Consider the following 21,036-nt stretch of genomic DNA (forward strand, 5'->3'; position numbering starts at 1 on the left):
TGAAAGTCTAGACCGACAGATCGCTAGACTTTGTGGGGGTTTCAGCGGCCGCCGGAAAATTGATTAATTTCCGTACTTTTTGATGTAGTCCTCCACCATCTCCATCAGCGCTTCCTTCTTGCTGACCGTTCTTCCGAGCTGGCCCGATCGATTGGCGATCGCGGCGAGCCATTTGAAGTAGAGTTCCTTCTCGCTGTCTTCGAGCATCTTGGCGTTGATCTGAGGTGTTGGCTCCTTCTTGGGTTTCATCTCATCCACGCCACGGATTGTGGTCAGCGCCGGCGGCTGAGTCAACCGGCTCATAAGGGCAGGGCAGATCCGCCCAGGCGTAATTCTCCTCCCACTCTTTGGCGATGATATACTCACCAGCTATGAACACGTCGTTATCACACCTGCAAAAAGGCGCTATCGCCAACCCCAAATCCCCAGAAGCCTTAATCGACCAATGGAAGAGGAGGGGGCGCGTTTGTGTGCCGCACCCTGACGGCTCAGGAGCGATACGGGATTTGCTCCTGCAATCCATCCAATCTCCTGCAGTCGTCGACGGCAGAGAAGTCTTTGCCGTGGTGGAGGCCAATGCCGTTAAGGATGCGCCTATCTCCCGGTTCGCGGTCATCTTCAGCCCTGAGCGTCCTGATCCGCTGCCGATAACAACTCTGTGGATCTATGATGTTGAGAAGACTGGGGTTCGGATTCCGGCTTTCCAGCGCTGATCAACTTCAGCGCCTTCTGCAGACACTCTTTGCAGACCTCGGTGGTACACTCGTAATAGAGGTCGTCCTCCCCCAGCCGAACGAGATCAATACGCTCTTTCCCGCATTCGTCGCATTTGGTCCCGCCAAATATTTGCTCAGGCTTCCGCTCACCCTTGATCAGTTCCATATCACCAATATCCTCTTTCCCATGGCTTGCGTTTCTTGCCCTTGCCCCGGGAGCGGGGCGGAGGTAATAGTTCCTTCGGAACCTCAATTTCCGGCGGCGGTGACTCGATGTAGCGGAAGCCCTCATAGAAGCCGAGTAAGGGCTCAACCTCCAGCTGGCTACAGTCCTCTTGGCCGGAATCCGTGTTTCGAAACTCCTCGCGAGGAATTATGACAATTCCGTGCTCGCTTACCTGGTAAGCCACGCAGCCATGCATAGCAGCTTGGCGGGTGATTTCGGCGATCACATCGTCAGTCATGAACCCTCCTCCTCAGTGGTTGGCTCTACCGTATTGAGAATGCCCCGACCTTCCTTCCCAAGCCGAAACAGCAGCTCGGACTTTGGTATCTCCATGTGCTTATTGCACCAACGGCACCAGGCATCACCGGTATCACCGCCGCTGTACCCCCATTCGGTTTTGCTGGGCTCATGACCAAACAGACCGCAGATTCGCTGCCAGAGCGCTGCGCACCACTTGCAGCGACGGCGTAGCCTCGAATTCCAAGTCCAAGTTTGAAAGTATCGATCTTTCATTGGTGCTCCATAGAAGAGGGCGGGGTTAGAAGGGCAGGTCCTGAATATCCATGACCAGGCCGCGACAATAGGGCTCCTCATCGTCGAACAACTCAAAAGTTTCGTGAGGTATCTCTGTCTTGTAGGTCCAGCAGTGCTCTGGCTCAGCACACCACAGAGCCTCCAAGGGAACGGCAATACGCTTCCTGGCAAAGTATTCCTCCAGCTCGTGATCTTCCTCCAGGTTCTCCCTGGCCGGCAGCAGGCCCTTTGAATCAATCAGGGCGGTGCCGCCGTCATAGCAGTCAAACTCATCGGTGATAGCCCCAAGCAGCAGCATGACGTCGTCACTGTGGCCCATAACCACAATTAACCCTGCCGCCTTTATTTTTTCTCTGCGTTCAGCGGAAAGAGCCAGGGGGTATTGTTGGCGTTGCAGTTCTTCAGCCAGTTGTTTTGCATTCATCGTTAGTTCCTCATTGGTCAAATTCCGGGCGCAGCGAGGTCGCCCGGTTAAAGGTGAGATGGATAATGCTCAAGATTCGTACTCCAGTTCCGGGTGCTGCGGTACCGACCCGTGAATCCTTTCCAGGTAGTCGATAATCTGCCAGCCAGAAATCCTGTACTTTATTCGAACAGTCTGTTTGCCATTGATGTCTTTCGTTGGCGTCCGGGACATTTCGATTGCTGAGAGATCTCCCGCCCTGATGAGGTTTCTTATGCGGCTTTCCGTGACAGATAGGGCGTCAGCGGCCTCCGAGATGGAGTAGAGCGGCTTGTAGGAAACCGTTCTTTTTAGGAGCAATTCTTTGTCCTTTCTGGCCTGCTCGGCCGCAATGGCGTCGAGCCTTTGCTGCTCAGACTTGCTGTGCCGAACATTGTGCTTCGGCCTCTCCTCCAGGATTGCACGCCTTTCAGCGTTAAGAAGCTCGTCTCTGGAATCAAAGTTTTCGATAGTCATCCGGCAGACGTCGGGGTACCAATTGGAGGCAACTTTGTGCTGCGCTAGGCGGTTAACCGCGCTAAGCGAAATGCCTACGTAAAGCAGGGAATCGTCTTTATCGAAGTGACGGTAAAGTTGGTGCATGCGCTTTCCTCATTTCCAAGTTCATGGAGCGCAAACACAGTGATATACGCGCCATTACTTTCCTAATATCCAGTAGTTGCAGCGCTGTAAGCCTTTGATTTACAAAGGAAGGGAAATGTTATTTTGTTAGGAAAAAATAGGGTAGGTTATTGATTTATATGGGTTAACTTCTGGATTGTGATTCCAGTCGTCGGGGGTTCAAGTCCCCTCGTCCACCCCATATAAAGCCCCGCAAGTCGCTGATTTGCGGGGCTTTTTCTTGGCGAATAGGCCGGTGATCAAAGCTGTTGCCGACTTCAGCTGCCGCCGCGCTCGCCACTCTCAATGCATCTGAGCTTGTGCTGCAGCAAGACAATGGATTGCTGCAGCTTCCGGGCCACCATTTTCCTGTCTCCAGTAGAGCCTGCAAGCGATTGCATGGCCGCCACCTCTTGCATGATCTCTTTCGCTGCCACCAGTGACACATCGTTGTGACACACGCGGCGGATGCCCTCAATATAGCTACGCTCTTCCGTACGAGGAATCCGGGACAGAAAATTGAACAATCCCTGTTCTGAATCGGTGTAAATCAATACCGCCATGAAAAACGTGGTACAGATAGACATGGTTACAGTTGCGTTGAATTCCGCACCCAGGTGCATTGCGACTATCGTCGTGATGACCACCAATGCTCCGGGGGTAAAACCCATCAGCAATGCCAGTGCCCGTTTGCGCTTCAGAGAATCCTCCAGCTTGAAGCTGGCATGAATGGTTATTGTCATTGCCGCAATCAGCGTTGTCAGAATAATGATCTGAAGCACAAAGTAGGCGGGGCCTGCGACCCTCGCGACCGAATAACCGATGCTGACCGCGCCAGTCAGAGCCGCCTCCGGAATAGCGATGACGGCCAGCCCGGCAAGTATGCAAACCATCATAGCCCTGTCGATAATCTTGAATTTGATGTCGTGGATACTGGCGGCCAGCCCCAGCATGGAAACCGGAGCACAGACCGCACAGATGTAGTAGATCTGAAGCGTCAATAGTGCCTCTGTCGCCCGCTCGGTGAAGACGAACAACAGAAGCTCTGACAGGTTGAGTCCGATCAGGGAAACAATCAGGGCGGACAACCAGGGGTTGATGCCGGAGATGTTGCTCCGGCAAAACCACAGTACTCCAACCTTGGTCAGTAGGGCTATCACACTCGGAAGAGCGTAATAGCTCACCAGATTACCTAGAAGATCATTTCCGTCTGACATATAGAGAGACCGCTCCCTGTCCCCAGAATGAGGTACTTATGGCCTTTTTTCGGGCGATTTTTGTGCATAGTTACAGGTATGGTCGCCGAGGTCAAATTCCCGAAACAATCATAGGTGATGGGAGCTCTGTCGCAATCCACGTCCGCAAGCCTCGCCATGTTGATATGGGGGCCTTTACCCACTTGATGGCAGTAAAGCAGCTCCACATCAACGGGTGACATGCCCGAATCAGAGTAGGTATCACCGATCTTGCGACGGTGAAAGTCCGTGATTTCTCGGCTGATTTCACTCATCAACATCTGGCCGATCAGCTTGCCATTCTCTTCCTTTATGTAGCAGAGCTCGGCCTTGTCACCCTCGGTCCAGAATCGAAACCGCCCGAAACCGCAGTCGCCAGGGGATCGCTGAACAACCATAGCGCCGCCGGCGTCTCCAACGGTTAGCGAGCCGATACTGCGCTTAAAGAGATCGGAATCCCTGGACTTCTTGAGCTCCCGGATCGCATAAGACGTCACCTTATACTGGGTCTCACCCGTGCAGACCAGAACATTGTCAGCCGCACCAGAGGCAATATAGGCGTCCGCCGTTGCCAGGCCGTTCATAAAACCCAGGCAAGCGTTGGAAATATCCATGCAACTGGCCTTTGTCGCTCCGAGTAAATATTGAATGCGACAGGCTGTACTCGGCTCCTTCCAATCCCGGTCAATGCCGCAAAAGATAATCATATCGATTTCTTTCGGGGTAACCCCGGCCTCCTGTAGTGCCTCTGCAGAAGCCTGGAAAGCCAGGTCGGAAGGTCGCGTTTGAGGTTCCGAGAAGCGTCGCTCAAGGATACCAATACGCCTTGAAATAAAGTTTTCCGGCACCCCAAATCGTCGCGAACCGATTTCCGTCATGATGTCATCGCTGCTGACTTTTTGGTTCGGGATGGAAATGCCAATGCCTGCAATTCTTGAATTTGCTTGTAAGTCCATGATTTTACTCCGATTTCCAATATTGATGCGCATTCAGATATGCGCACTAAAAGCATAATCAAATCTGAATTCGGAGCACTGGGATCAATTTTGTCGCATCTCAGGACCTGCCTGTCGCTTCTGTCCTTACAATTGCCAACTGCTAAGGCAGGATTGCCCGATTCAAATAAGAACGGACCAACCAGAATGAACCTGACTGACACCTTTCCTTTCGATTCGGTAGAGCCCGGATATTCCATGGAGCTATCGGGTGGCAGCACCCACCGAGTTACATTTGAGTGGGAATTCGTCGATGGCGACTTACCACCTCTTTTTTACGCCTACACAGAAGCGGGTCGACTGGAGTTTGGTGAGCTGACCGGTGACAACACCCAGCAACTGGTGTTTACACCTGAAGAAGATGACATCTATTATTTTGTTACCGAATTTTCCGGGGCTACAGCACAACCGCCTTTGGAAACTCAATTGAGTTTTGAAACCCTAGCTGATGACTACGCGGACAACATCAATACCAGCGGTCTTATTTCTGTAGCCGAGGCGATTGACGGTATCCACGAAACTGCAGGAGATTCCGATTGGTTTCGCGCGGATCTAATCGCCGGCACGACCTATCAATTCGTCGCTCAATCTGAAGCTACGATACTGCAACTCACCGCATTCAGTTCCGATGAAGCTGAATTTGGTGGTGACGAAGGTGGTGAGCGGATTGAAATGGGTTCTTTGGACTTGCTAAGCGGAAACAGTGCTCTTACCCTCACGCCTTTGGAGAACAGCACTTTTTACGTCGAGGTTTCCGGGATCGCCACGGGGGAGAACAATACAGACTACATCCTGTCTCTGAACACTATCGAGGACGATTTCTCTGACAATCTGAACACAACCGGGCTACTCAGTCTGGAAACCCCCTTGCAAGGGATCATTAACGCACAGGACGACGCCGACCTTATACGCATGCAATTGGATGCCGGAAAAACCTATCAGATTACGTTGCACAGCGAAGACCCTTTGGCACCAGCCCCCTACCTCGAATGGTTTTCGCTCACCGATGGGCAGGGGGTTACTGCGCTGGAATCTGGTGATCAAGCTGTGATAACGATTTCACCGGACTTATCGAGTGAGTACTTTCTACGGGTAGAAGACAGCCATAACGGCGAAGGCTTTAGTGCCTATCACTATGAACTCAGCCTTGAAAATATGTCCAATATAGACGCTCCTGATCATCTTGACATGGTTGAGAGAGTTGCGCTCCTGTATGAAGCCGCACTGGATCGAAAACCCGGGGAAGCCGGATTGAACTACTTTGTTGGTGATGTTCGAAGCGGGCAGACCTTGCAACAGATCGCCAACAGTTTTTATCGCTCAGAGGAATTCCGTAACAAATTTGAGAGCTTTACTGACGAGGCCTACATCGAGCAGCTGTACCATAATGTGCTGGATCGCGCACCGGAACAGCAAGGATTCGAATATTGGCTAGATCAATTGCAGGCCGGCTTAAGCCACGCCGACATTCTGGTCAGTTTTGCAGATTCCGCTGAAAATCGCTCCAATTCTGCCGATTGGCTGGATGATTTGGTCTACCAGGCCGATACTGATATGTGGTTGCTCGTCTAAAGAGGAGGCACTCCGTCGTGGATGCCGTTCAAGAGACCCAATTACAATGTCCCTATTGCTGGCAGACCTTCACGACTCTGGTGGACACCAGCGAGGCCAATCAGACCTATACCGAAGACTGCCAGATCTGCTGTCGACCGATGGTTTTTCTTGTACAGGCAGCAGCCGATGGACAGGTTACCCTACAAGTTTTTCGCGAAGATGACGCCACCTGGTAACGGGCGTTGTCTATGGGTGACGAAAAATGGTTTACGAAAGCTGGACACGACCCTCACCACAGTTCGCCGGCTCAGTCACCTCACCGATAATCACTGCGTCGGGATATCCGTTTTGCTGCAAACGCTCCAGGCAATCGCGTGCCTGTGGCGCCGGCACGCTGGCCAGCAGTCCTCCGGAAGTTTGAGGGTCGAATAATAGCGGATAAAACGCATGGTTTTGATGCTTCTGAAAATCAGCAATGGCGTATTCCAGCCGCTGGTTCTGACCCTGCAGGCTGCTGACAAAGCCCCGCGCTACTGCCTCTGCGGCACCCGCCAGTATCGGTAGCGACTCGAGACAAAGAGTTGCTCCCATCTCTGCCGGTTTCAACATTTCCACCAAATGCCCGAGCAGACCAAAACCGGTAACGTCGGTACAAGCCGAAGCCATATGGTCGGCAAATATTTCACCGGCGCCGCGGTTTGACAGCAACATGGCGTCAATCGCCGCTTCGATGCTCTGGCCCTTGGCCTGCAGTTGTCTGAATGCGGCAAACAGCGAGCCAGTGCCAAGAGGCTGGGTAAGTATCAGTTGGTGGCCGGGTTGCGTCGAATTCTTGCGCAGTAAACTCTGCTCAGACACACAACCATTGACGGCAAACCCCATACTGAGTTCGAGCCCTTCACTGGTGTGGCCACCAATCAATGCGCACTGGTTGGCGTTTAGTACCGAAACGGCACCGCTCAACAATTGCAGCAGATCTCGCTCGACCAGAGTTTCGGCGGCAAAGGGCAGGGTGGCGATTGCCAGAGCGCTGTGGGGCTTTGCGTTCATCGCAAACAGATCACTAAGGGCATGTTCCGCCGCGATCTTCCCGAGCAAGTAGGGATCGTCCAGCAAAGCGCGAAATACATCGACACTCTGCAGCAGCAACTGGGAGGCGCCTGTTCGAATTGCCGCCGCGTCGTCAGGGCTGTCGAGTCCAAGCACAACCCCATCGTGATGACACACCTGCAAACGCGCCAACACACGACTCAGCACTGCGGAACCCACCTTGGCGCCGCAACCGCCGCAGCGCATGGCTTGATGTTCCCTGATTTGCGAAGCGTCCATCAAGACTTCGGGCACCTCTGCGTCGGGCTGCTTCTCCATCACATCGAGATCACTGAACATCGCCATAAAGCGACGGTCGATTCGGTCTTTCCAGCGCCAGACCCAAGCTCCGGAAACCGTCGGCAACGGCAAGTCGGCTCTGGTACCCAAGGCCCAGCGTTCACCGCACGCCAGCAAACTGAGAAATCCGGATTGAGGCTTATACACCTTCAGAGGACGTTGAAGCAGGTAACGACGCAGGTTTTCAAACAGCACCGGCCCTTGGCGCACGGCATACACCCCGGCACGGGGGCGGGGCGTCTGCAGCTGCATAGCCGTATCACCGGTCGCGAAAACAAAGTCGTGACTGCAACTTTGCAGATTCTCATTGATGGCAATAAAGCCCTTATCATCCACCCGCAGTCCCGACTGAGCAGGCCAGTCAGACGCCCGCGCCTGAGTACACCAGAATACCCGGTCAGCCTCTATAAATTCTTCTCGCCGGTCCTGCTCAATGAGTAGTCCGTTCGGCTTAACCTCCACTACCTCAGTGGATTGCGAAACCTCAACGCCTGCTTGACGAAGTCTTGCCGCCATCTTCACCTGCAGAGATTTTGGGTATCCCTCCGGCTGCCCAGTACCACGTTGTACCAGGCGGCACTGCACTGGTCGCTGAATCGCTGGGTCTGAATCAATAGCGTGGGCCATCGCCAGTACGATTTCCACACCGGCGGCGCCCCCGCCAACGACTGCCAAACGCAATGGCGTATCCGCCTGCGTAGCGCGTAACAAATCGCGCAGCGCCAACCAGCGGGGGTAAAAACTTGCAATCGGCTTCACAGGAATACTGTATTGTGCAGAACCCGGTACGGACAATTCGGGCGTAATGCCCGTATTGATGGAAACACAGTCAAATCCCAGTGGTGGTCGCTGATTAAACAAAATCTCCCGTTGTTGGCTATCTATACCTACAACGGTGTCCTGAATAAATCTTACCCCGGCGGCCTGGCACAAGCGGGGGAGATCAATATGGGTGTGTTCCAATTCATAATGCCCTGCCACCAGGCCCGGCAGCATACCGGAGTAGGGCGTCAGGGCCTGAGGCGAAACCAGCGTGACACGTACCCCCGGGAGAGGTTGCATTGCCCACATTTTTATCACGAGGGCGTGACTGTGGCCTCCGCCGACCAGTACCAAATCCTTGTATAAGTGAGTTGCCGTTTGCATACAGGGTCAGATCAATAAATCAAAGGGTTTCGGGTGTGGTATTGAGGTGTAAGCGCCTGCGCCAGTACCTTGCCAAAGCATCCGCCAGCATATTCAGTAGCGCCGAACAAATGATCAGCAACGCGGCGCGGTCAAATCGAAACTCTTCAAAGGCAGAATCGATATAAAATCCCAGCGTCGCGAACCCGAGCATACCGAGGATGGCCGATTCACGCATAATCACTTCCCAACGATACAACAGCAACGCCAGAAATTGCCGGAACATGCGCGGTAGCACCTCATAAAAATACAGATTCACGCCGCGCACCGCATCTTGCCGCAAACTGAGTGATTCACTGAATCGTCCCACCAGATGAGCCACAATCGTACCGTTGTGCAGCGCCAGCGCCAAGAGCGCGGGCAACATAGAGGGGCCCAACACGATCAGCCCCACAAACGCCAGCAGATATTCCGGCAGTGTGCGGCCAATGATCAAAAAGGCATCGCCAAACCGTCGACTCCAGCCCCGTACAAAATGCGGAGAATTGAGAGGAAAACACAAAAGTGCGAACATGGCGGTCACCAAAAGCGCAGCCATTCCCAGGATCAGAGTATTGATTACCCCAGGTTGTAACTGCTGCTGCCATAACAGCGTCAGCCACGACCATAATTGTGCCTGGCTATTGTTTCGCAAAGGTGCCGGTACAATATCTACAGTAAAAAAACGCCAGGCCCCATCCCATGAGACTTCAACCACCGGGGGCAGAAGTAAAAAAGCGGCCAGCAAATATACAGGCAGTAAAGCTCGTCGCAACCAAAAGCGTAAAGTGGCGATCAATAACAGCAACACATACAGCAGGGCAGCCCCTTCCTGGTAGCGCCCCTCCCGCAACGCACTTTCGAGGTAGAACCCCAGTGTCGGCAATCCCACAAATCCGAGTATCACCGAAGAGCGCACCATGCATTCAAAACGATAACTGCAGTAGGCGCACAGCGAACGCCAGGCCAGGGGCAGGGTGGTATAGAAAAAAGCGCTGATATGGTCTGCCACCAGTAAATTGTTGCGCGGTTGAGGTGACACCTCCTCGAACAACTCACCAAATATCTTGGCAAGAATACCCGCATAGGGAATTGCGAGAGCCAGTACGCCGGTGAGAGTGCTCAACCCCATCACCTGCAGAAAGATAAGCGCCCAGAACAGCTCGTGTATACCCCGTATAAACGCACAAAATGCCCGCACCACCGCAAGCCGATAAACCAACGACAACAGAAAACCGATAAGGGTTGCGAGCGCCATTGCCTGAAAAGCAAAACTCAAGGTATTGAGCAACGCCTCAACAAACACGTATTGATCCGGGATGCGTGGCGATAACAGCCCAAGCCCCATGCGTGTGAGTTCCAGCCCCGGTTCCGGTGAAATAATTTCGATATCTGCCAACAGCAGAGCCATCACACCGACCAACGTCAGCAAGGCGGCCGTTCGGCTCAGTGGTCCCAACGCCGTGCGATAGTGAAACTCGTGAGCGGAGGAAATCGACATGAGGAACTCAGGTCATTTCCATCATTGGTAGAGCGCCTGGAGATCGCTCTGGTTGATATCGAGGGCAGGGGTGTCCAGAACCACCTTGCCCTCCACCAGGCCGATAATACGGTCGCAAAAACGCAGCGCTTGCCCGGTGTCGTGTAATGACAACACCAGGCTGTCATGACGTTTGCAGATAAATTCAAGCACCTGTTGGGCCTGGAAAGCATCCAGCGCTGACACGGGCTCATCACCCAGAAAAATTGGCTGGCGCTGGAACACCGCCCGTGCCACCGCCGTCCGTTGCTGCTGCCCGCCGGACAATTGCTCAACGGCTTGGCTAAGCAAATGCTCCAGGCCAAGTTCAACACTGAGTTTTCTCACCTGTTGCCAGGGCTCCCGCCAGGGGCGTACGAGGTTGGCAAGGTTATAAAAAACACCGTGGCGATGCAGAGCCCCCATATAGATATTGTGGTAAACACTCAACATGGGGACGAGACCGGCGTCCTGAGGGCACCAGGCACACTCGCTCTGCATCTGTTGGCGCAGTGCGCGGAGCACGGTTGATTTGCCCGCACCGGAGTGCCCGACCAACGCGACCCGTTCACCGGCATGGATGCTGAAGTTCAGATCCCGGACAACGGGGCGATCCTGATAATACAGAGTCTGCCCCTTGAACTGCGCTATAACCTCACCACTGGTTCGAGCCCGCTGGGCCCCAGTCTGAGCATCCGTCACAGAGGGATTTATTTGGCTCACCCCGGCCTCATTAGCCATCAATCAGTCCGATGGTGACGGCCGTATCGCGAATCGGACGATAATCGTCATTGTCGGCTTTGACAAAGGATTGTCGGGGGAACGCCTCAAGCAGTTCAGGGTCATCGATAGCCAGCAGTACGGACTGAATGCGGTCGGCAAAGCCCGCCCCAAATCGCTGATCAACATCACCGCGTACGCTCCACTGGTAGTCAGGGTAGGCGGGGGTTTGCCAAATGACGTCGACTTTATTGCGATCAATTTTGCCATCGGCCAAGGCTCGTTCCCAGACTTTATAGTTCACTGCGCCCACTGCGTAGGCCCCGGATTGCACCAGTGCGATGGTACGACTGTGATCGCCGCTGAACCCGACGCGGTCAAAGGCTTTGTCCGGGGCCTGTCCGAGGTGTTTGCGCACATAAAACTCCGGCATCAGTCGCCCCGACGTGGACCCCTTGGATCCGAAGGTAAATGTCTTGCCTTGTATGGCTTTGGGGAATTTGTCACCCGTACTCTGCCCCAGCAATCCGCTGCTGTGATGGGCAATCAGGTAGGTCTTGAAGAATTGATCTTCGTAGCCCTGGGCAATGGCCCGGCTGCCGGAGACCAGATCACGGGCTTTAACCCCCGACAAGCCACCGAACCAGGCCAGCTGTACCTGATTATTGCGAAACGCCGTTACGGCAGCGGCGTAACTTTTAACTGGCACATAGGTCACCGGTACACCCAGCTCACGCTCCAGGTAGCGGGCAACCTTGCCAAAGCGGGCCTGCAGTTGCGATTCATCCTGATCCGGAATCGCGGTAAAACGAAACCCTTCTGCAACAGTGCTGAAGGAAAAGGTGAGAGAAGTGAGCAGCGCTGCTAAAACAGTCAATAACCGCACGGAAGTTCTCCTTGGTTGTTTGAATGAAAATAGGATTATGGCGGAGAGTGGTAGTCCTCCGCCCATTCGGTCATTTCCGCCATGGTGCCACGGAAAATCTCGCGGCCCTGGCGCTGTTGTTGCTGGTAGTCATACATGGGGTCGTAGTACTCGCGCAGCAGCAATTCGATGCCTTCACCAAAACCAGCGGCGTCGCCACAGCCATCCAATTGCCGCAACGCATCCGTAAAGATACCTTGCAAAAGGCTAAAACGTTCGCCACCAAGACGTTTGCGAATACGGCGCAAATTGCCAAGAATCTGCTGGCGGAATTTCTCCCTTCCTTCATCTTCACCGAATGCCTTGATATAGGCCGGTTGCGACGAGGTCACATAGTCCTGCAGCACAAGCTCGATGCGCTCGTCCATGCTGGTCTCCAGCACGGCGAGGGGGGCCTGCTGCATGACATCTCGCAGGCACAACGGCATGGAGATGGCGCCAATCATACGACCCTCGTCCTCCGCAAACACAGGCTTGCGTTCACGCAATAGCTTCATTAGCTCGATGCTGACCGAGTTTTCGAAATCGATCTGAGCGGGCTGGGGTTGCAGGCGGCGTCCAAATGCAGATCCGCGATGATTGGCGAGCCCCTCCAGATCCACCGCACGGGACAGGTGTTCAATCACCCGGGTTTTACCGCTTCCTGTGCGGCCGGCGATCAATACCAGCGGCATGGATTGGCAGTTTTGGTCCAGCTCATCGATCAAGAAACGACGCATGGCTTTGTAGCCACCGGTGACCAGAGGATATTCGATGCCGGCTTCGCGGATCAGTTGCTGACTGAGCCGGGAGCGGAGACCTCCGCGAAAGCAGTAGAGATAACCGTCAGGATGGCGTCGAACGAAATCGGTCCAGACCTTCAGGCGTTGTTGACGAATGTCTTCGGTAGCCAGCTCCCAACCCAGTTCGATGGCGGCATCCTGGCCCTGCTGTTTATAGCGGGTACCGACGGATTGGCGCTGTTCATCGTCCAGCAATGGGCGGTTTTCGCTACAGGGAAAGGCGCCTTTTTGAAATTCTATCGGAGCACGCACATCCATCAGAGGGATGTCGTTGAGAAACAGATGGCGAAAGTCATCCGTATCGGGTCGACTGCCGCGGTGTCCTTGGCTGGCCGACTCTTGACTGGATTTCTCTTTATCGGAGTTCTCTTTATCGGAGTTCTCTTTATCGGAGTTCTCTTTATCGGAGTTCTCTTGAGTAGGCGCGAAACTCATGGTGTCTGCCACCGAAAAGCCGGATTCTAGCGCGTGACTGTCGATGATAGCAACAAAAAAGGGGCGGCAGCGCCACCCCTCCATTTAACCAGAGCCGCCTGTAGACTCAATAACGAATGGAAAATTGCACCGCCACACTGCGCGGAGGCAAGCGGTAGGCGAAAATCGCGCCAGCCATCAATGGCACATCATTGGCGAAGGTGCGCACCTCTTCATCGGTCAGATTCTTGCCGACCAGGGCCAACTCCCAGCGATCCGACATATCGGACAATGCGATTCTGGCGTTGGTCAGAACGTAACTGTCTTCCAGGGTCGCCGAATCCAGATCCTGGGCCAGATACTGCTCATCGGTGTAGGCGAGACCGAGGTTGGAACGCAACTCCAGGGTTTCTCCCAGTGACGTCACATGATTAAGGTTTACACTGGCACTCCATTCCGGCGCATAGGCCAAAGACTCGCCGGAGAGATCCTGGGTACAGCCCTGACCGCCAAAAGCGGCCACCTGGGCGTAGGTGCAACTGGCATTTTCGAAACTGTCATAAGTGGCATCGAGGTATGCCATGGAGGCGGACAGGGTCAAACCCTCCGTGAGACGCCAGTTGCCATCCAGCTCCAGACCACGGGTGGTCGCTTCTGCCGCATTGCCTACAAGAAACTTGTCACCAATAAAGGCGCTGACCTGCAAATCTTCGTAGCGGGTCTCAAACGCCGCCAGATTCAATGTGGCAGCACCGTCAAGCAGCCTCAGTTTGGCGCCCAATTCAAACGCCAGAGCCTCTTCTTCTTCATAGTCGAAAGGGGCCGCAACCTGTCCGACAAATTCGCCGGGGTCGTCGCCCGAAGTACCTGCCTCATCAAAACCACCGGACTTAAAGGCCTTGCTGACACTGGCATAAATCATGGTTTCGTCATTCAGATCATAGGCCAGTTTGAGGGATGGAGAGAGATCGCTGGCTGTGCGGTCATCTTCAATTTCATGGGCAAAGGCACCAAATACGCCGCCCTGGATGGTCAGCAGGGTCGGGTAGAGAGGATGAGCAGGGTTGAATGGCACCTCGGAATCGTATTCAGACAGATACAATTCCCGTTCGGCCTCTTTGCGCTCCTGGGTGTAGCGCAAACCCATGGTCAGGTGCAACTGCTCGCTGATATGCCAGTTGCCCTGGGCGAAGACCGCAACGGTATCGGAATCCTGTTCAAAGTCACTGACACGGCTATTGCGCAAATTGGTAGCCGCCCCCGTGTAGATGGCACCGCTCAATCCACCACCCAGTGGCGAGGGCAGGATGCCATACTGGCCACCAAAAACTCCGCCAGGGCCTGCCGGCAACGCTGGCTGCAGAGAGCCGAGGTAGGATGCCAGGCGCTTATGGTGTTCCAGCGTTGAGGTCTGCCAATAAACGCCCGCGATAAAGTCAAAGCTCTCACCCAGCGGAGACGTCAGCCGGATTTCCTGACTCCATTGCTCGAACTCCTGGTCCTGAAACTGACTGAGCATTTCCAGCGGGGTAAAATCCACGTCCTGGACATCACTGTATTCATACGCTGAATAGCCGGTAATGGCCGTCAGGGTGTATTCACCCAATTGCCAGTCAACTGTCAGGGTGAAACTGTCGTTGTCGTTGTAGGACGATTCCACAAGATTGGTGGAACGGCTGTAGGGGTCATTGAGGTCAAAATCCGGATCAATGTCCGTAAACAGTGGCGCCCAAGGGCCTGTCTGATCAAGGCTGTTGGATTCACCACCTACATCGTATCGGCCGGTTTCCAGCTTCGCGGTGAGAGTCAGGTCTTCTGAGGCATCCCATACCACGGTACCACGAATCACGGTTTCAACGTGAGAAGACTCTTCACGACCACTGTAGGTGTTGTCCAGGTACCCGTCTCCCTCAGACTGGCGTAATGCAAGACGCCCCCCCAAGTCATCACTCAAGGGCCCGGAAACCACCGCTTCCAGGGTATATTCATTGCGCTCAGGCTCATAGGTGGTGGTCGCTCGCGCTTCAAACTCTTCAGTTGGTTTGGCTGTGGTGATATTCAACGCGCCGGCGATGGTATTCTTGCCAAACAGAGTTCCCTGAGGTCCACGCAATACCTCGACGTTTTCCACATCCAGGAACGGCGCCCGAAACTGCCGGTCGCGTCCGGCATAGATACCGTCGATAAACATGCCCACGGACTGTTCAAAGCCCTGGTTGATGCCGGAACCCAATCCCCGGATAAAAATGTTGGTGGACTGAGAACCCTCAGTAATAGTGAGATTGGGCACAATGCCGGATAATTCGTCCAGATTTTGGATGCTGTTTTCTGTAATATTTTCACCGCTGACCACATTGACAGAAACGGGGACATCCTGAAGACTCTGTGCCCGCTTTTGTGCGGTAACTATAATTTCCTCAAGGGCAAAGCCTTCTTGTGCCATTGATGGCTGAGCCAGGGCGGCGGCAATCGACAGGGTTAATAGGGGCGTCTTGACTCTCATAGGTGACTCTCTCGCAGATTATTGTTATCGGTTCTCAGAACCAATCTGACAGCATTGGGGTTTACCCTAGCCATCTGAATTAGATGGTAGGCCTCCATGAGGTGATTGACCGGTGCCAAAACGCCAGGACACGGTTGAGAGACGCCAGGAACCGTTCGTTCGGTACCAAAGGAAAGAATAGACGCCAACCGCGCAAACTGCAGGTCAGCAACGGGAATGCATCATAGAGAGATACAGCAGTAATGACCGAAAAGAACACCACGCTTGCCACTTGGGCGGGAGCCATCTACGAAACCCTGGAGGCCATGGGATTGGATGCCAGGCAGGTCTTTAAAGATGTCGGACTTGACCCTAAACTGGTCAAAGACGCCAACGCCCGGTTTGCGGTGCCAGCGATGTCTGACCTGTGGCACCGTTGTGTTGAAGTCAGTGGTGATGAAGCATTTGGCCTGCGAGTCCCCGGTTATTGCTCCGCTCTGACCTTTCACGGGCTGGGTGTGGCCCTGGAGGCGAGCGGCAATATGCGCGAAGCACTGGACCGACTGGTTAAATTGAGTCACCTGATCAGTGATATCGCCGATTTGGACTATGAATGTGATGAACGAGGTAACTGTAAGTTCTCCATTCAATTGACACCCGCGGACCGCCTGCAGGTCGCCCACGAAGCCATCGACGCCTTCATGTATTCCTATTGCCAGCACATACCGGAAGGTGGCCTTTTTCGTGTAGAGCTGGTCAGACCAACCCCCAAGACCCCTGAGATCTGGAGGGAGACCTTTTCAGCTGAGGTCCATTTCGGGTGTTCTCGTGACCGCGCCATCTTTGATGAACAGTTGCTGGATATACCACTGAGTGCCAGTAACCCGGCGCTCGCCCTTGCCAGTGAACAGGTTGCCCTGGATTCACTGCGTCAGCTGCACAAGAGTCATATCGCCGTTCGGGTGGAAGCCGAAATCCGTCGTTTACTGGATCAGGGGGAGCCCAAGCAAAAACAGATTGCCGAATCCCTATGTATGAGCTCTCGACAGTTGCAGCGACGACTGGCAGAAGAGGGGGTTTCTTTCGTGGATATACTCAGACAGGTTCGCCATCAGCTGGCAAAAGAACTGTTGGCCGGAAGTAACCGCTCTGTAACGGATATCAGCCTGACGCTGGGGTTCAGTGACCAGAGCAATTTTGCCAGCGCCTTCAAACGCTGGCAGGGATGCTCCCCATCAGAATACAGGGAGCAGGCAGGGAAACATCAGTGAAATCACGTCGTTAATGAATGCTGTCTTCCTCAGTAGCGGTTTCGTAACGCACATGTTTGTGTTGTTTTTTTCCTGAGACTTCCTTGAGCTTGCGTTCAGCCGCCTTAAACACGTCTCTGACGGCGATATGTATGGAAGTACTGTCCTGATGTAACGTAATGGCGTTTCCTTTTACTCCCAGTTCAATCTGCGCACGATACAGTTTGCCTTTGTGTTTGTGTTGATGAGGAGAATCCAGAACAACGCGACTACTACTGATTTGACTGGAAAAACGCTTGAGTTTCTCAAGCTTCTTGTCGATCACGCTGGTGAGGGCTTGAGACGCATCCAGGTCGCGGTAGATAACGGTATTCGTGCTTTGCATAGTAGCTCCTTTGCCTCGTGAAAAAGTGTGTCAAGGTGGCCACCTCTGGGTTTTATATTGCCGTTGCAAGAACAGATTTCAAGCTTTTTTTAACGCAACTGTCATGATTTTCAGATAAATCAATGATGTGGCAAAAAGCCCTTGGCGGCTACCGACAGGCGTGCTAAATTGCGCTGATTATCTCGATCCAATTCCCTTCCAAAGCCTTCAAAGCCGTTCATTTTTCAGCCAGATTTTGATGATCTCCCATGTCTGAACACCGCTGACTTTTGAACACGGGTGAATGAATTTATTCTGAATCAGTCGCCACCCACCCTGATTGTTAACACGTCGCACTCAGCTCCGTGCAGGATGCTATTTGCCGTGGAGCCCAGCAACAGCTGAATACCAGCTTTGCCATGGCTGCCAGTCACAATCAAATCCGCGCCCAATGTCTTGGCCAGCTCATGTACTGCGTCGGCCGGGCGACCAAAGACGATATGCGCCTGACCAACATCCAAGCCGACAGTCTCAAGAATCTGACAGAGCAGGGGATAAGCCTGCTGACGAATCTGAGCCTCAGTAATGACATGGTTCTTGCCGGTGATTTCCCCGTATCCGGTGATGGGATGCTCGCAGGCGTGAATCACTTGTACCCGCTCAGGATCATCTCCCGCCAACCGCATCGCCTTTTTGATAATAATGGCACTTTCGTCTGATAGATCGACTGCACACAAAATAGTCTGGTAATGGCTCACGGGTTTCTCTCCAGGCCGCAGTAGGCGTAGGTTTATGGATAGTCACTAGCTAGTCTAGCTGAGAAATACCCCAAGTGAGTGGTGCTTGAATTCATGCCGACAGGTGGGTAGAGTCACGGCTTGCCGATGGACGCGGGCAATAGACAAATCAGAGTACGAAACAACTATAAATATAATGATGTTTAGTAAACAACTCCTCTTACCCTTGCTGATCAGTAGTTTGGCATTGCCTGTACAGGCCTCAACCCCGGCACAGGAGCGCGATCGGTTGGAGCGCTACCAGCAGGCCATGGAAAATCGTACCAGTGAGCTGGAAGCCATTGACAACCAGTTGTACGGCTACCAGCACAAACTGGCCGAGGCTGAGCAGGATCTGCAAACTCAGCAGCAGGAATTAAACAAAGCCCGTAGCAGCGCTGACAGCGCCAGACAAACCCATTCCAATTCTCCCTCGGAAGACTCCGCGCGCGCACTGAAACTGGCCGAACACCGGCTGAAGATGGCTGAACGCGGCGTCCGCACCCGTACCAAGCGGGTAGAGAGAATTCAAAATCGCCAGGCCATGCTCAACCAATCCCGGGACGACGTTGTGGCAAGTCTGGAGGATGACGAACAGCGAATAACCGCACAGCACTCGAAAATTGCCAATGCTGAGCGACAGGCGCAAGCCAGAGAGAAAGAGCGGGTACGCCTTTTAGCCCAGGCGGAGGAAGCGCGCCGGCGAGCCGAACAGGAGATGGCAGCCAAAGCCAAGCGGGAACGAGAGCTGGAATTGGCAGCCAGGGAAAAAGCACGCCGTATGGCGGCAGCAAAACAGGTACAGGAAGCATCTTCACCTCAGCAAAACGCCAATTCATTAAGTGACAGGACCGGCATTACTGAGACTGTCATCTCAGCGACATCCGCAACCCCGCAGACCCTGTCTCCCAGCCCGGAAATGACCGAATTGGATCGGGAAGCGCTGGCCTACGCACAAAAGGAAATTGAACGTCTTGAAAAACTGGTCGCTGAGGGCGGCAACAGCCGAGCGACGTTTAAGCGGCTGACTCTGAAAGGCAGCAAGCTGGGCACCTCAGAATTTGAGTTCCTCGGCCAAAACCAATACCGCGTCGATACCCAGGTGACAAAAGGACGCCAGATTATCCAGATTGGCAAACACAAGTTTCGCCGCACCATCCCGGCATCGGATGACGGTTCCGAATATGTGTTTATCTTTGATGCCAAACGGCCATCGCGCCCAAGGCTGGTGATGTTCCGAAAGTCTTTGTTGCAGCATCTATAGGGAGTGGACTGTAACTGCTACACTCAGGCAGGAAACAGGAGCTCCCGAATGACACATCACAAGCGTCCCATTCTCGTCACCGGCGGAACGGGTTTTATTGGTCGTGAACTGCTTCCCAAGCTGGTCAATGGCGGCTACCAACCCTGGGTGCTCAGTCGGCAACAACACCCCGGCGTTCCCTCCGGGGTGCGTGTTGTGAACCAATTGGACGCACTGGACGAAGAACTGCCATCACTGATTATCAATCTGGCCGGCGAGGGTATCGCCGATAAGCGCTGGAGCGCACGGCGAAGACGCCAGCTGTACGAAAGCCGCATCGACCTGACACAACAGCTGGTTAGGCTCTATCGCAAACACCAACAAAATCCCACCACCGTCATTTCGGGCTCTGCCATCGGTTACTACGGCCCTCACGGGGATAATCCTTTGGCGGAGCACAGTCACTGCCATCCCAGTTTCTCACAGCAACTGTGCCACGACTGGGAGAATGCCGCCCTGGCATTCGAGCAGCTCGGCAGTCGGGTATGTCGTTTGAGGATCGGTGTGGTGGTGGGCCCAAACGGTGGTATTCTCGGCAGGTTAAAGCTGCCGTTCATACTGGGCCTTGGCGGCAAAATAGGGGACGGAAAGCAATGGATGAGCTGGATTCAGCGTAGTGATCTTATTGCCCTGATTGAGTTCTGTCTCAAGCAAAAAAGGCTGAGCGGCGCTATAAATGCCACCTCCCCTGAACCGGTAACCAATGCGGAATTTACGCGGCAGCTGGCGCAGGCGCTGCACCGTCCCGCCGTCTTTCCCATGCCCGCAGCGGTTGCCCGTCTGTTGTTTGGTCAAATGGGCGATGAACTGTTGCTCTCGGGACAGCGGGTGATACCCGAAGTCGCATTGCACAATGGGTTTCATTTTCAATACCCGGATCTTGCGTCTGCGCTGCAGTCTAGCCTGTCAGCGCCCAGCGCTGAATAACGGAATATTCACTGCCGCCGGGCGTCAGCTGGCTCTCGAACAGCGCCAACGAGCTGACCTGCAATTCGAGTGGCGCAAACTCAGTGGGCCGTAACCAGGGCATTGGGCACTTCAATCGCGCCAGTGTGATGTGAGGTTTAAAGCGCCGTCGATCACATTGATGCAGCCGCTTTGATACTTCACGATGCATTTGCTCCAACTCAGGAACCAAGGGGCAAAGCGCAGCAATAATGCGTGATTTTGCATCGGGGAAACTGGCTATTCGATCAAACTGCAAACCAAAAGGAGAGAATTCTCGAGAGGCTGCCTGCAATATGTTTTGAATCTCTGCGATTCTGGCAGACGCAGTATCTCCCAGAAAAACCAAGGTGACATGCCGGTTGCGAGCAGGAATTCTTCGCACCTGATTTCCGGCTCGGTCGAATGATTTGACCAAATGTTCATGCTGCATCCACTGATTCAGAACAGCATTCGCGGCAGCCGAAAGCTCAATCCCAACGAAAGTCCTCAGCCTCGGTTCCTGATGATCATTCTCTTTCATAAGATCTCCTTGGTACCAGGGACGGTCCTAGCTGAAGGGGCTTTTGGTGAAATAAAAAAAATTGAATTTATCCCTTGAAAACCATTTGCGGAGCCCAATATACATTAACAAGCTTGCTCAATAGAGGAGCTTAACAACACCGGGGGCAGATGCCACG

The 21,036-nt window shown here is 53.7% G+C and carries 22 protein-coding genes; 5 read left to right on the top strand and 17 right to left on the bottom strand.

Annotated features, from left to right (window positions below):
* Positions 1-63 precede the first annotated feature (63 nt).
* The 8 genes from HBA55_RS29790 to HBA55_RS29825 form a co-directional block, all read right to left on the bottom strand.
* Entirely contained in the window at positions 64-303 is a 240-nt protein-coding gene (locus HBA55_RS29790) for a hypothetical protein (RefSeq protein WP_166999034.1), read from the bottom strand.
* Between the two features lie 315 nt (positions 304-618).
* The gene (locus tag HBA55_RS29795) at positions 619-882 is read right to left on the bottom strand and encodes a hypothetical protein (RefSeq protein WP_166999037.1); all 264 of its coding nucleotides are present in this window, start codon (positions 880-882) and stop codon (positions 619-621) included.
* A 1-nt stretch (position 883) separates the two neighbouring features.
* Complete coding sequence (locus tag HBA55_RS29800) at positions 884-1,180, bottom strand: hypothetical protein (RefSeq protein WP_166999039.1); 297 nt, start codon at positions 1,178-1,180, stop codon at positions 884-886.
* Entirely contained in the window at positions 1,177-1,455 is a 279-nt protein-coding gene (locus HBA55_RS29805) for a hypothetical protein (protein ID WP_166999041.1), read from the bottom strand. Before HBA55_RS29805 ends, HBA55_RS29800 begins: the two co-directional genes overlap by 4 nt.
* A 25-nt stretch (positions 1,456-1,480) precedes the next feature.
* The gene (locus tag HBA55_RS29810) at positions 1,481-1,900 is read right to left on the bottom strand and encodes a hypothetical protein (protein ID WP_166999043.1); all 420 of its coding nucleotides are present in this window, start codon (positions 1,898-1,900) and stop codon (positions 1,481-1,483) included.
* A 69-nt stretch (positions 1,901-1,969) separates the two neighbouring features.
* The gene (locus HBA55_RS29815; RefSeq protein WP_166999045.1) at positions 1,970-2,521 is read right to left on the bottom strand and encodes a helix-turn-helix domain-containing protein; all 552 of its coding nucleotides are present in this window, start codon (positions 2,519-2,521) and stop codon (positions 1,970-1,972) included.
* Between the two features lie 296 nt (positions 2,522-2,817).
* The gene (locus HBA55_RS29820; RefSeq protein ID WP_166999047.1) at positions 2,818-3,756 is read right to left on the bottom strand and encodes a histidine kinase N-terminal 7TM domain-containing protein; all 939 of its coding nucleotides are present in this window, start codon (positions 3,754-3,756) and stop codon (positions 2,818-2,820) included.
* The gene (locus tag HBA55_RS29825; RefSeq protein WP_166999048.1) at positions 3,732-4,730 is read right to left on the bottom strand and encodes a ketoacyl-ACP synthase III; all 999 of its coding nucleotides are present in this window, start codon (positions 4,728-4,730) and stop codon (positions 3,732-3,734) included. The genes HBA55_RS29820 and HBA55_RS29825 overlap by 25 nt, the downstream gene beginning before the upstream one ends.
* A gap of 186 nt (positions 4,731-4,916) precedes the next feature.
* Between HBA55_RS29825 and HBA55_RS29830 the strand changes: the two genes are divergently transcribed.
* Both HBA55_RS29830 and HBA55_RS29835 read left to right on the top strand, forming a co-directional pair.
* A complete protein-coding gene (locus HBA55_RS29830; protein WP_166999050.1) occupies positions 4,917-6,341 on the top strand; it encodes a DUF4214 domain-containing protein in 1,425 nt (474 codons plus the stop codon).
* 17 nt (positions 6,342-6,358) lie between these two features.
* Positions 6,359-6,559: a zinc ribbon domain-containing protein gene (locus HBA55_RS29835; protein ID WP_166999052.1), complete on the top strand. Its 201-nt coding sequence runs from the start codon at positions 6,359-6,361 to the stop codon at positions 6,557-6,559.
* Between the two features lie 31 nt (positions 6,560-6,590).
* Here HBA55_RS29835 and selD read toward each other — a convergent pair whose 3' ends face one another.
* The 6 genes from selD to HBA55_RS29865 form a co-directional block, all read right to left on the bottom strand.
* Entirely contained in the window at positions 6,591-8,858 is a 2,268-nt protein-coding gene (gene selD / locus HBA55_RS29840) for a selenide, water dikinase SelD (RefSeq protein WP_166999054.1), read from the bottom strand.
* Between the two features lie 19 nt (positions 8,859-8,877).
* Positions 8,878-10,377 carry a PhnE/PtxC family ABC transporter permease gene (locus tag HBA55_RS29845; RefSeq protein WP_240946360.1) on the bottom strand — a complete coding sequence of 500 codons (1,500 nt, stop codon included), beginning with the start codon at positions 10,375-10,377 and terminating at the stop codon, positions 8,878-8,880.
* A 21-nt stretch (positions 10,378-10,398) separates the two neighbouring features.
* Positions 10,399-11,118 carry an ATP-binding cassette domain-containing protein gene (locus HBA55_RS29850; protein ID WP_338109484.1) on the bottom strand — a complete coding sequence of 240 codons (720 nt, stop codon included), beginning with the start codon at positions 11,116-11,118 and terminating at the stop codon, positions 10,399-10,401.
* A 10-nt stretch (positions 11,119-11,128) separates the two neighbouring features.
* Positions 11,129-12,001: a putative selenate ABC transporter substrate-binding protein gene (locus tag HBA55_RS29855; protein ID WP_338109485.1), complete on the bottom strand. Its 873-nt coding sequence runs from the start codon at positions 11,999-12,001 to the stop codon at positions 11,129-11,131.
* Positions 12,002-12,036: 35 nt separating this feature from the next.
* On the bottom strand, positions 12,037-13,257 hold the full coding sequence (gene mnmH, locus HBA55_RS29860; RefSeq protein WP_166999060.1) for a tRNA 2-selenouridine(34) synthase MnmH: 1,221 nt from the start codon (positions 13,255-13,257) through the stop codon (positions 12,037-12,039).
* A 106-nt stretch (positions 13,258-13,363) separates the two neighbouring features.
* Positions 13,364-15,739: a TonB-dependent receptor gene (locus HBA55_RS29865; protein WP_166999062.1), complete on the bottom strand. Its 2,376-nt coding sequence runs from the start codon at positions 15,737-15,739 to the stop codon at positions 13,364-13,366.
* 242 nt (positions 15,740-15,981) lie between these two features.
* Between HBA55_RS29865 and HBA55_RS29870 the strand changes: the two genes are divergently transcribed.
* On the top strand, positions 15,982-16,989 hold the full coding sequence (locus HBA55_RS29870; RefSeq protein WP_166999065.1) for an AraC family transcriptional regulator: 1,008 nt from the start codon (positions 15,982-15,984) through the stop codon (positions 16,987-16,989).
* 10 nt (positions 16,990-16,999) lie between these two features.
* Here the strand turns inward: HBA55_RS29870 and HBA55_RS29875 are convergent, their stop codons facing one another.
* Both HBA55_RS29875 and HBA55_RS29880 read right to left on the bottom strand, forming a co-directional pair.
* Positions 17,000-17,353 (bottom strand): HPF/RaiA family ribosome-associated protein, encoded by a 354-nt coding sequence (locus tag HBA55_RS29875; protein WP_166999066.1) that lies wholly within the window; start codon positions 17,351-17,353, stop codon positions 17,000-17,002.
* A gap of 299 nt (positions 17,354-17,652) precedes the next feature.
* Entirely contained in the window at positions 17,653-18,090 is a 438-nt protein-coding gene (locus HBA55_RS29880; protein ID WP_166999068.1) for a universal stress protein, read from the bottom strand.
* A gap of 220 nt (positions 18,091-18,310) precedes the next feature.
* On the opposite strand from HBA55_RS29880, the gene HBA55_RS29885 reads away from it, so the two are divergent.
* Entirely contained in the window at positions 18,311-19,372 is a 1,062-nt protein-coding gene (locus HBA55_RS29885) for a coiled-coil domain-containing protein (protein WP_166999070.1), read from the top strand.
* A 48-nt stretch (positions 19,373-19,420) separates the two neighbouring features.
* On the top strand, positions 19,421-20,338 hold the full coding sequence (locus HBA55_RS29890) for a TIGR01777 family oxidoreductase (RefSeq protein ID WP_166999072.1): 918 nt from the start codon (positions 19,421-19,423) through the stop codon (positions 20,336-20,338).
* Here the strand turns inward: HBA55_RS29890 and thpR are convergent.
* The gene (gene thpR / locus HBA55_RS29895; RefSeq protein WP_166999074.1) at positions 20,310-20,879 is read right to left on the bottom strand and encodes an RNA 2',3'-cyclic phosphodiesterase; all 570 of its coding nucleotides are present in this window, start codon (positions 20,877-20,879) and stop codon (positions 20,310-20,312) included. The two genes, HBA55_RS29890 and thpR, sit on opposite strands and share 29 nt — an antisense overlap.
* Positions 20,880-21,036: the final 157 nt, after the last annotated feature.

Origin of the sequence: Pseudomaricurvus alkylphenolicus (assembly GCF_011683955.1) — a bacterium.
Classification (GTDB): Bacteria; Pseudomonadota; Gammaproteobacteria; order Pseudomonadales; family Cellvibrionaceae; genus Pseudomaricurvus; species Pseudomaricurvus alkylphenolicus.

Excerpts from the sequence above, each read along its gene's own strand:
- thpR (WP_166999074.1), bottom strand. The coding sequence starts at position 20,879 with ATGAAAGAGAATGATCATCAGGAACCGAGGCTGAGGACTTTCGTTGGG.
- HBA55_RS29890 (WP_166999072.1), top strand. The coding sequence starts at position 19,421 with ATGACACATCACAAGCGTCCCATTCTCGTCACCGGCGGAACGGGTTTT.
- HBA55_RS29810 (WP_166999043.1), bottom strand. The coding sequence starts at position 1,900 with ATGAATGCAAAACAACTGGCTGAAGAACTGCAACGCCAACAATACCCC.
- HBA55_RS29815 (WP_166999045.1), bottom strand. The coding sequence starts at position 2,521 with ATGCACCAACTTTACCGTCACTTCGATAAAGACGATTCCCTGCTTTAC.
- HBA55_RS29830 (WP_166999050.1), top strand. The coding sequence starts at position 4,917 with ATGAACCTGACTGACACCTTTCCTTTCGATTCGGTAGAGCCCGGATAT.
- HBA55_RS29820 (WP_166999047.1), bottom strand. The coding sequence starts at position 3,756 with ATGTCAGACGGAAATGATCTTCTAGGTAATCTGGTGAGCTATTACGCT.
- HBA55_RS29870 (WP_166999065.1), top strand. The coding sequence starts at position 15,982 with ATGACCGAAAAGAACACCACGCTTGCCACTTGGGCGGGAGCCATCTAC.
- HBA55_RS29805 (WP_166999041.1), bottom strand. The coding sequence starts at position 1,455 with ATGAAAGATCGATACTTTCAAACTTGGACTTGGAATTCGAGGCTACGC.
- HBA55_RS29795 (WP_166999037.1), bottom strand. The coding sequence starts at position 882 with ATGGAACTGATCAAGGGTGAGCGGAAGCCTGAGCAAATATTTGGCGGG.
- HBA55_RS29845 (WP_240946360.1), bottom strand. The coding sequence starts at position 10,377 with ATGTCGATTTCCTCCGCTCACGAGTTTCACTATCGCACGGCGTTGGGA.
- mnmH (WP_166999060.1), bottom strand. The coding sequence starts at position 13,257 with ATGAGTTTCGCGCCTACTCAAGAGAACTCCGATAAAGAGAACTCCGAT.
- HBA55_RS29790 (WP_166999034.1), bottom strand. The coding sequence starts at position 303 with ATGAGCCGGTTGACTCAGCCGCCGGCGCTGACCACAATCCGTGGCGTG.
- HBA55_RS29800 (WP_166999039.1), bottom strand. The coding sequence starts at position 1,180 with ATGACTGACGATGTGATCGCCGAAATCACCCGCCAAGCTGCTATGCAT.
- HBA55_RS29825 (WP_166999048.1), bottom strand. The coding sequence starts at position 4,730 with ATGGACTTACAAGCAAATTCAAGAATTGCAGGCATTGGCATTTCCATC.
- HBA55_RS29865 (WP_166999062.1), bottom strand. The coding sequence starts at position 15,739 with ATGAGAGTCAAGACGCCCCTATTAACCCTGTCGATTGCCGCCGCCCTG.
- selD (WP_166999054.1), bottom strand. The coding sequence starts at position 8,858 with ATGCAAACGGCAACTCACTTATACAAGGATTTGGTACTGGTCGGCGGA.
- HBA55_RS29875 (WP_166999066.1), bottom strand. The coding sequence starts at position 17,353 with ATGCAAAGCACGAATACCGTTATCTACCGCGACCTGGATGCGTCTCAA.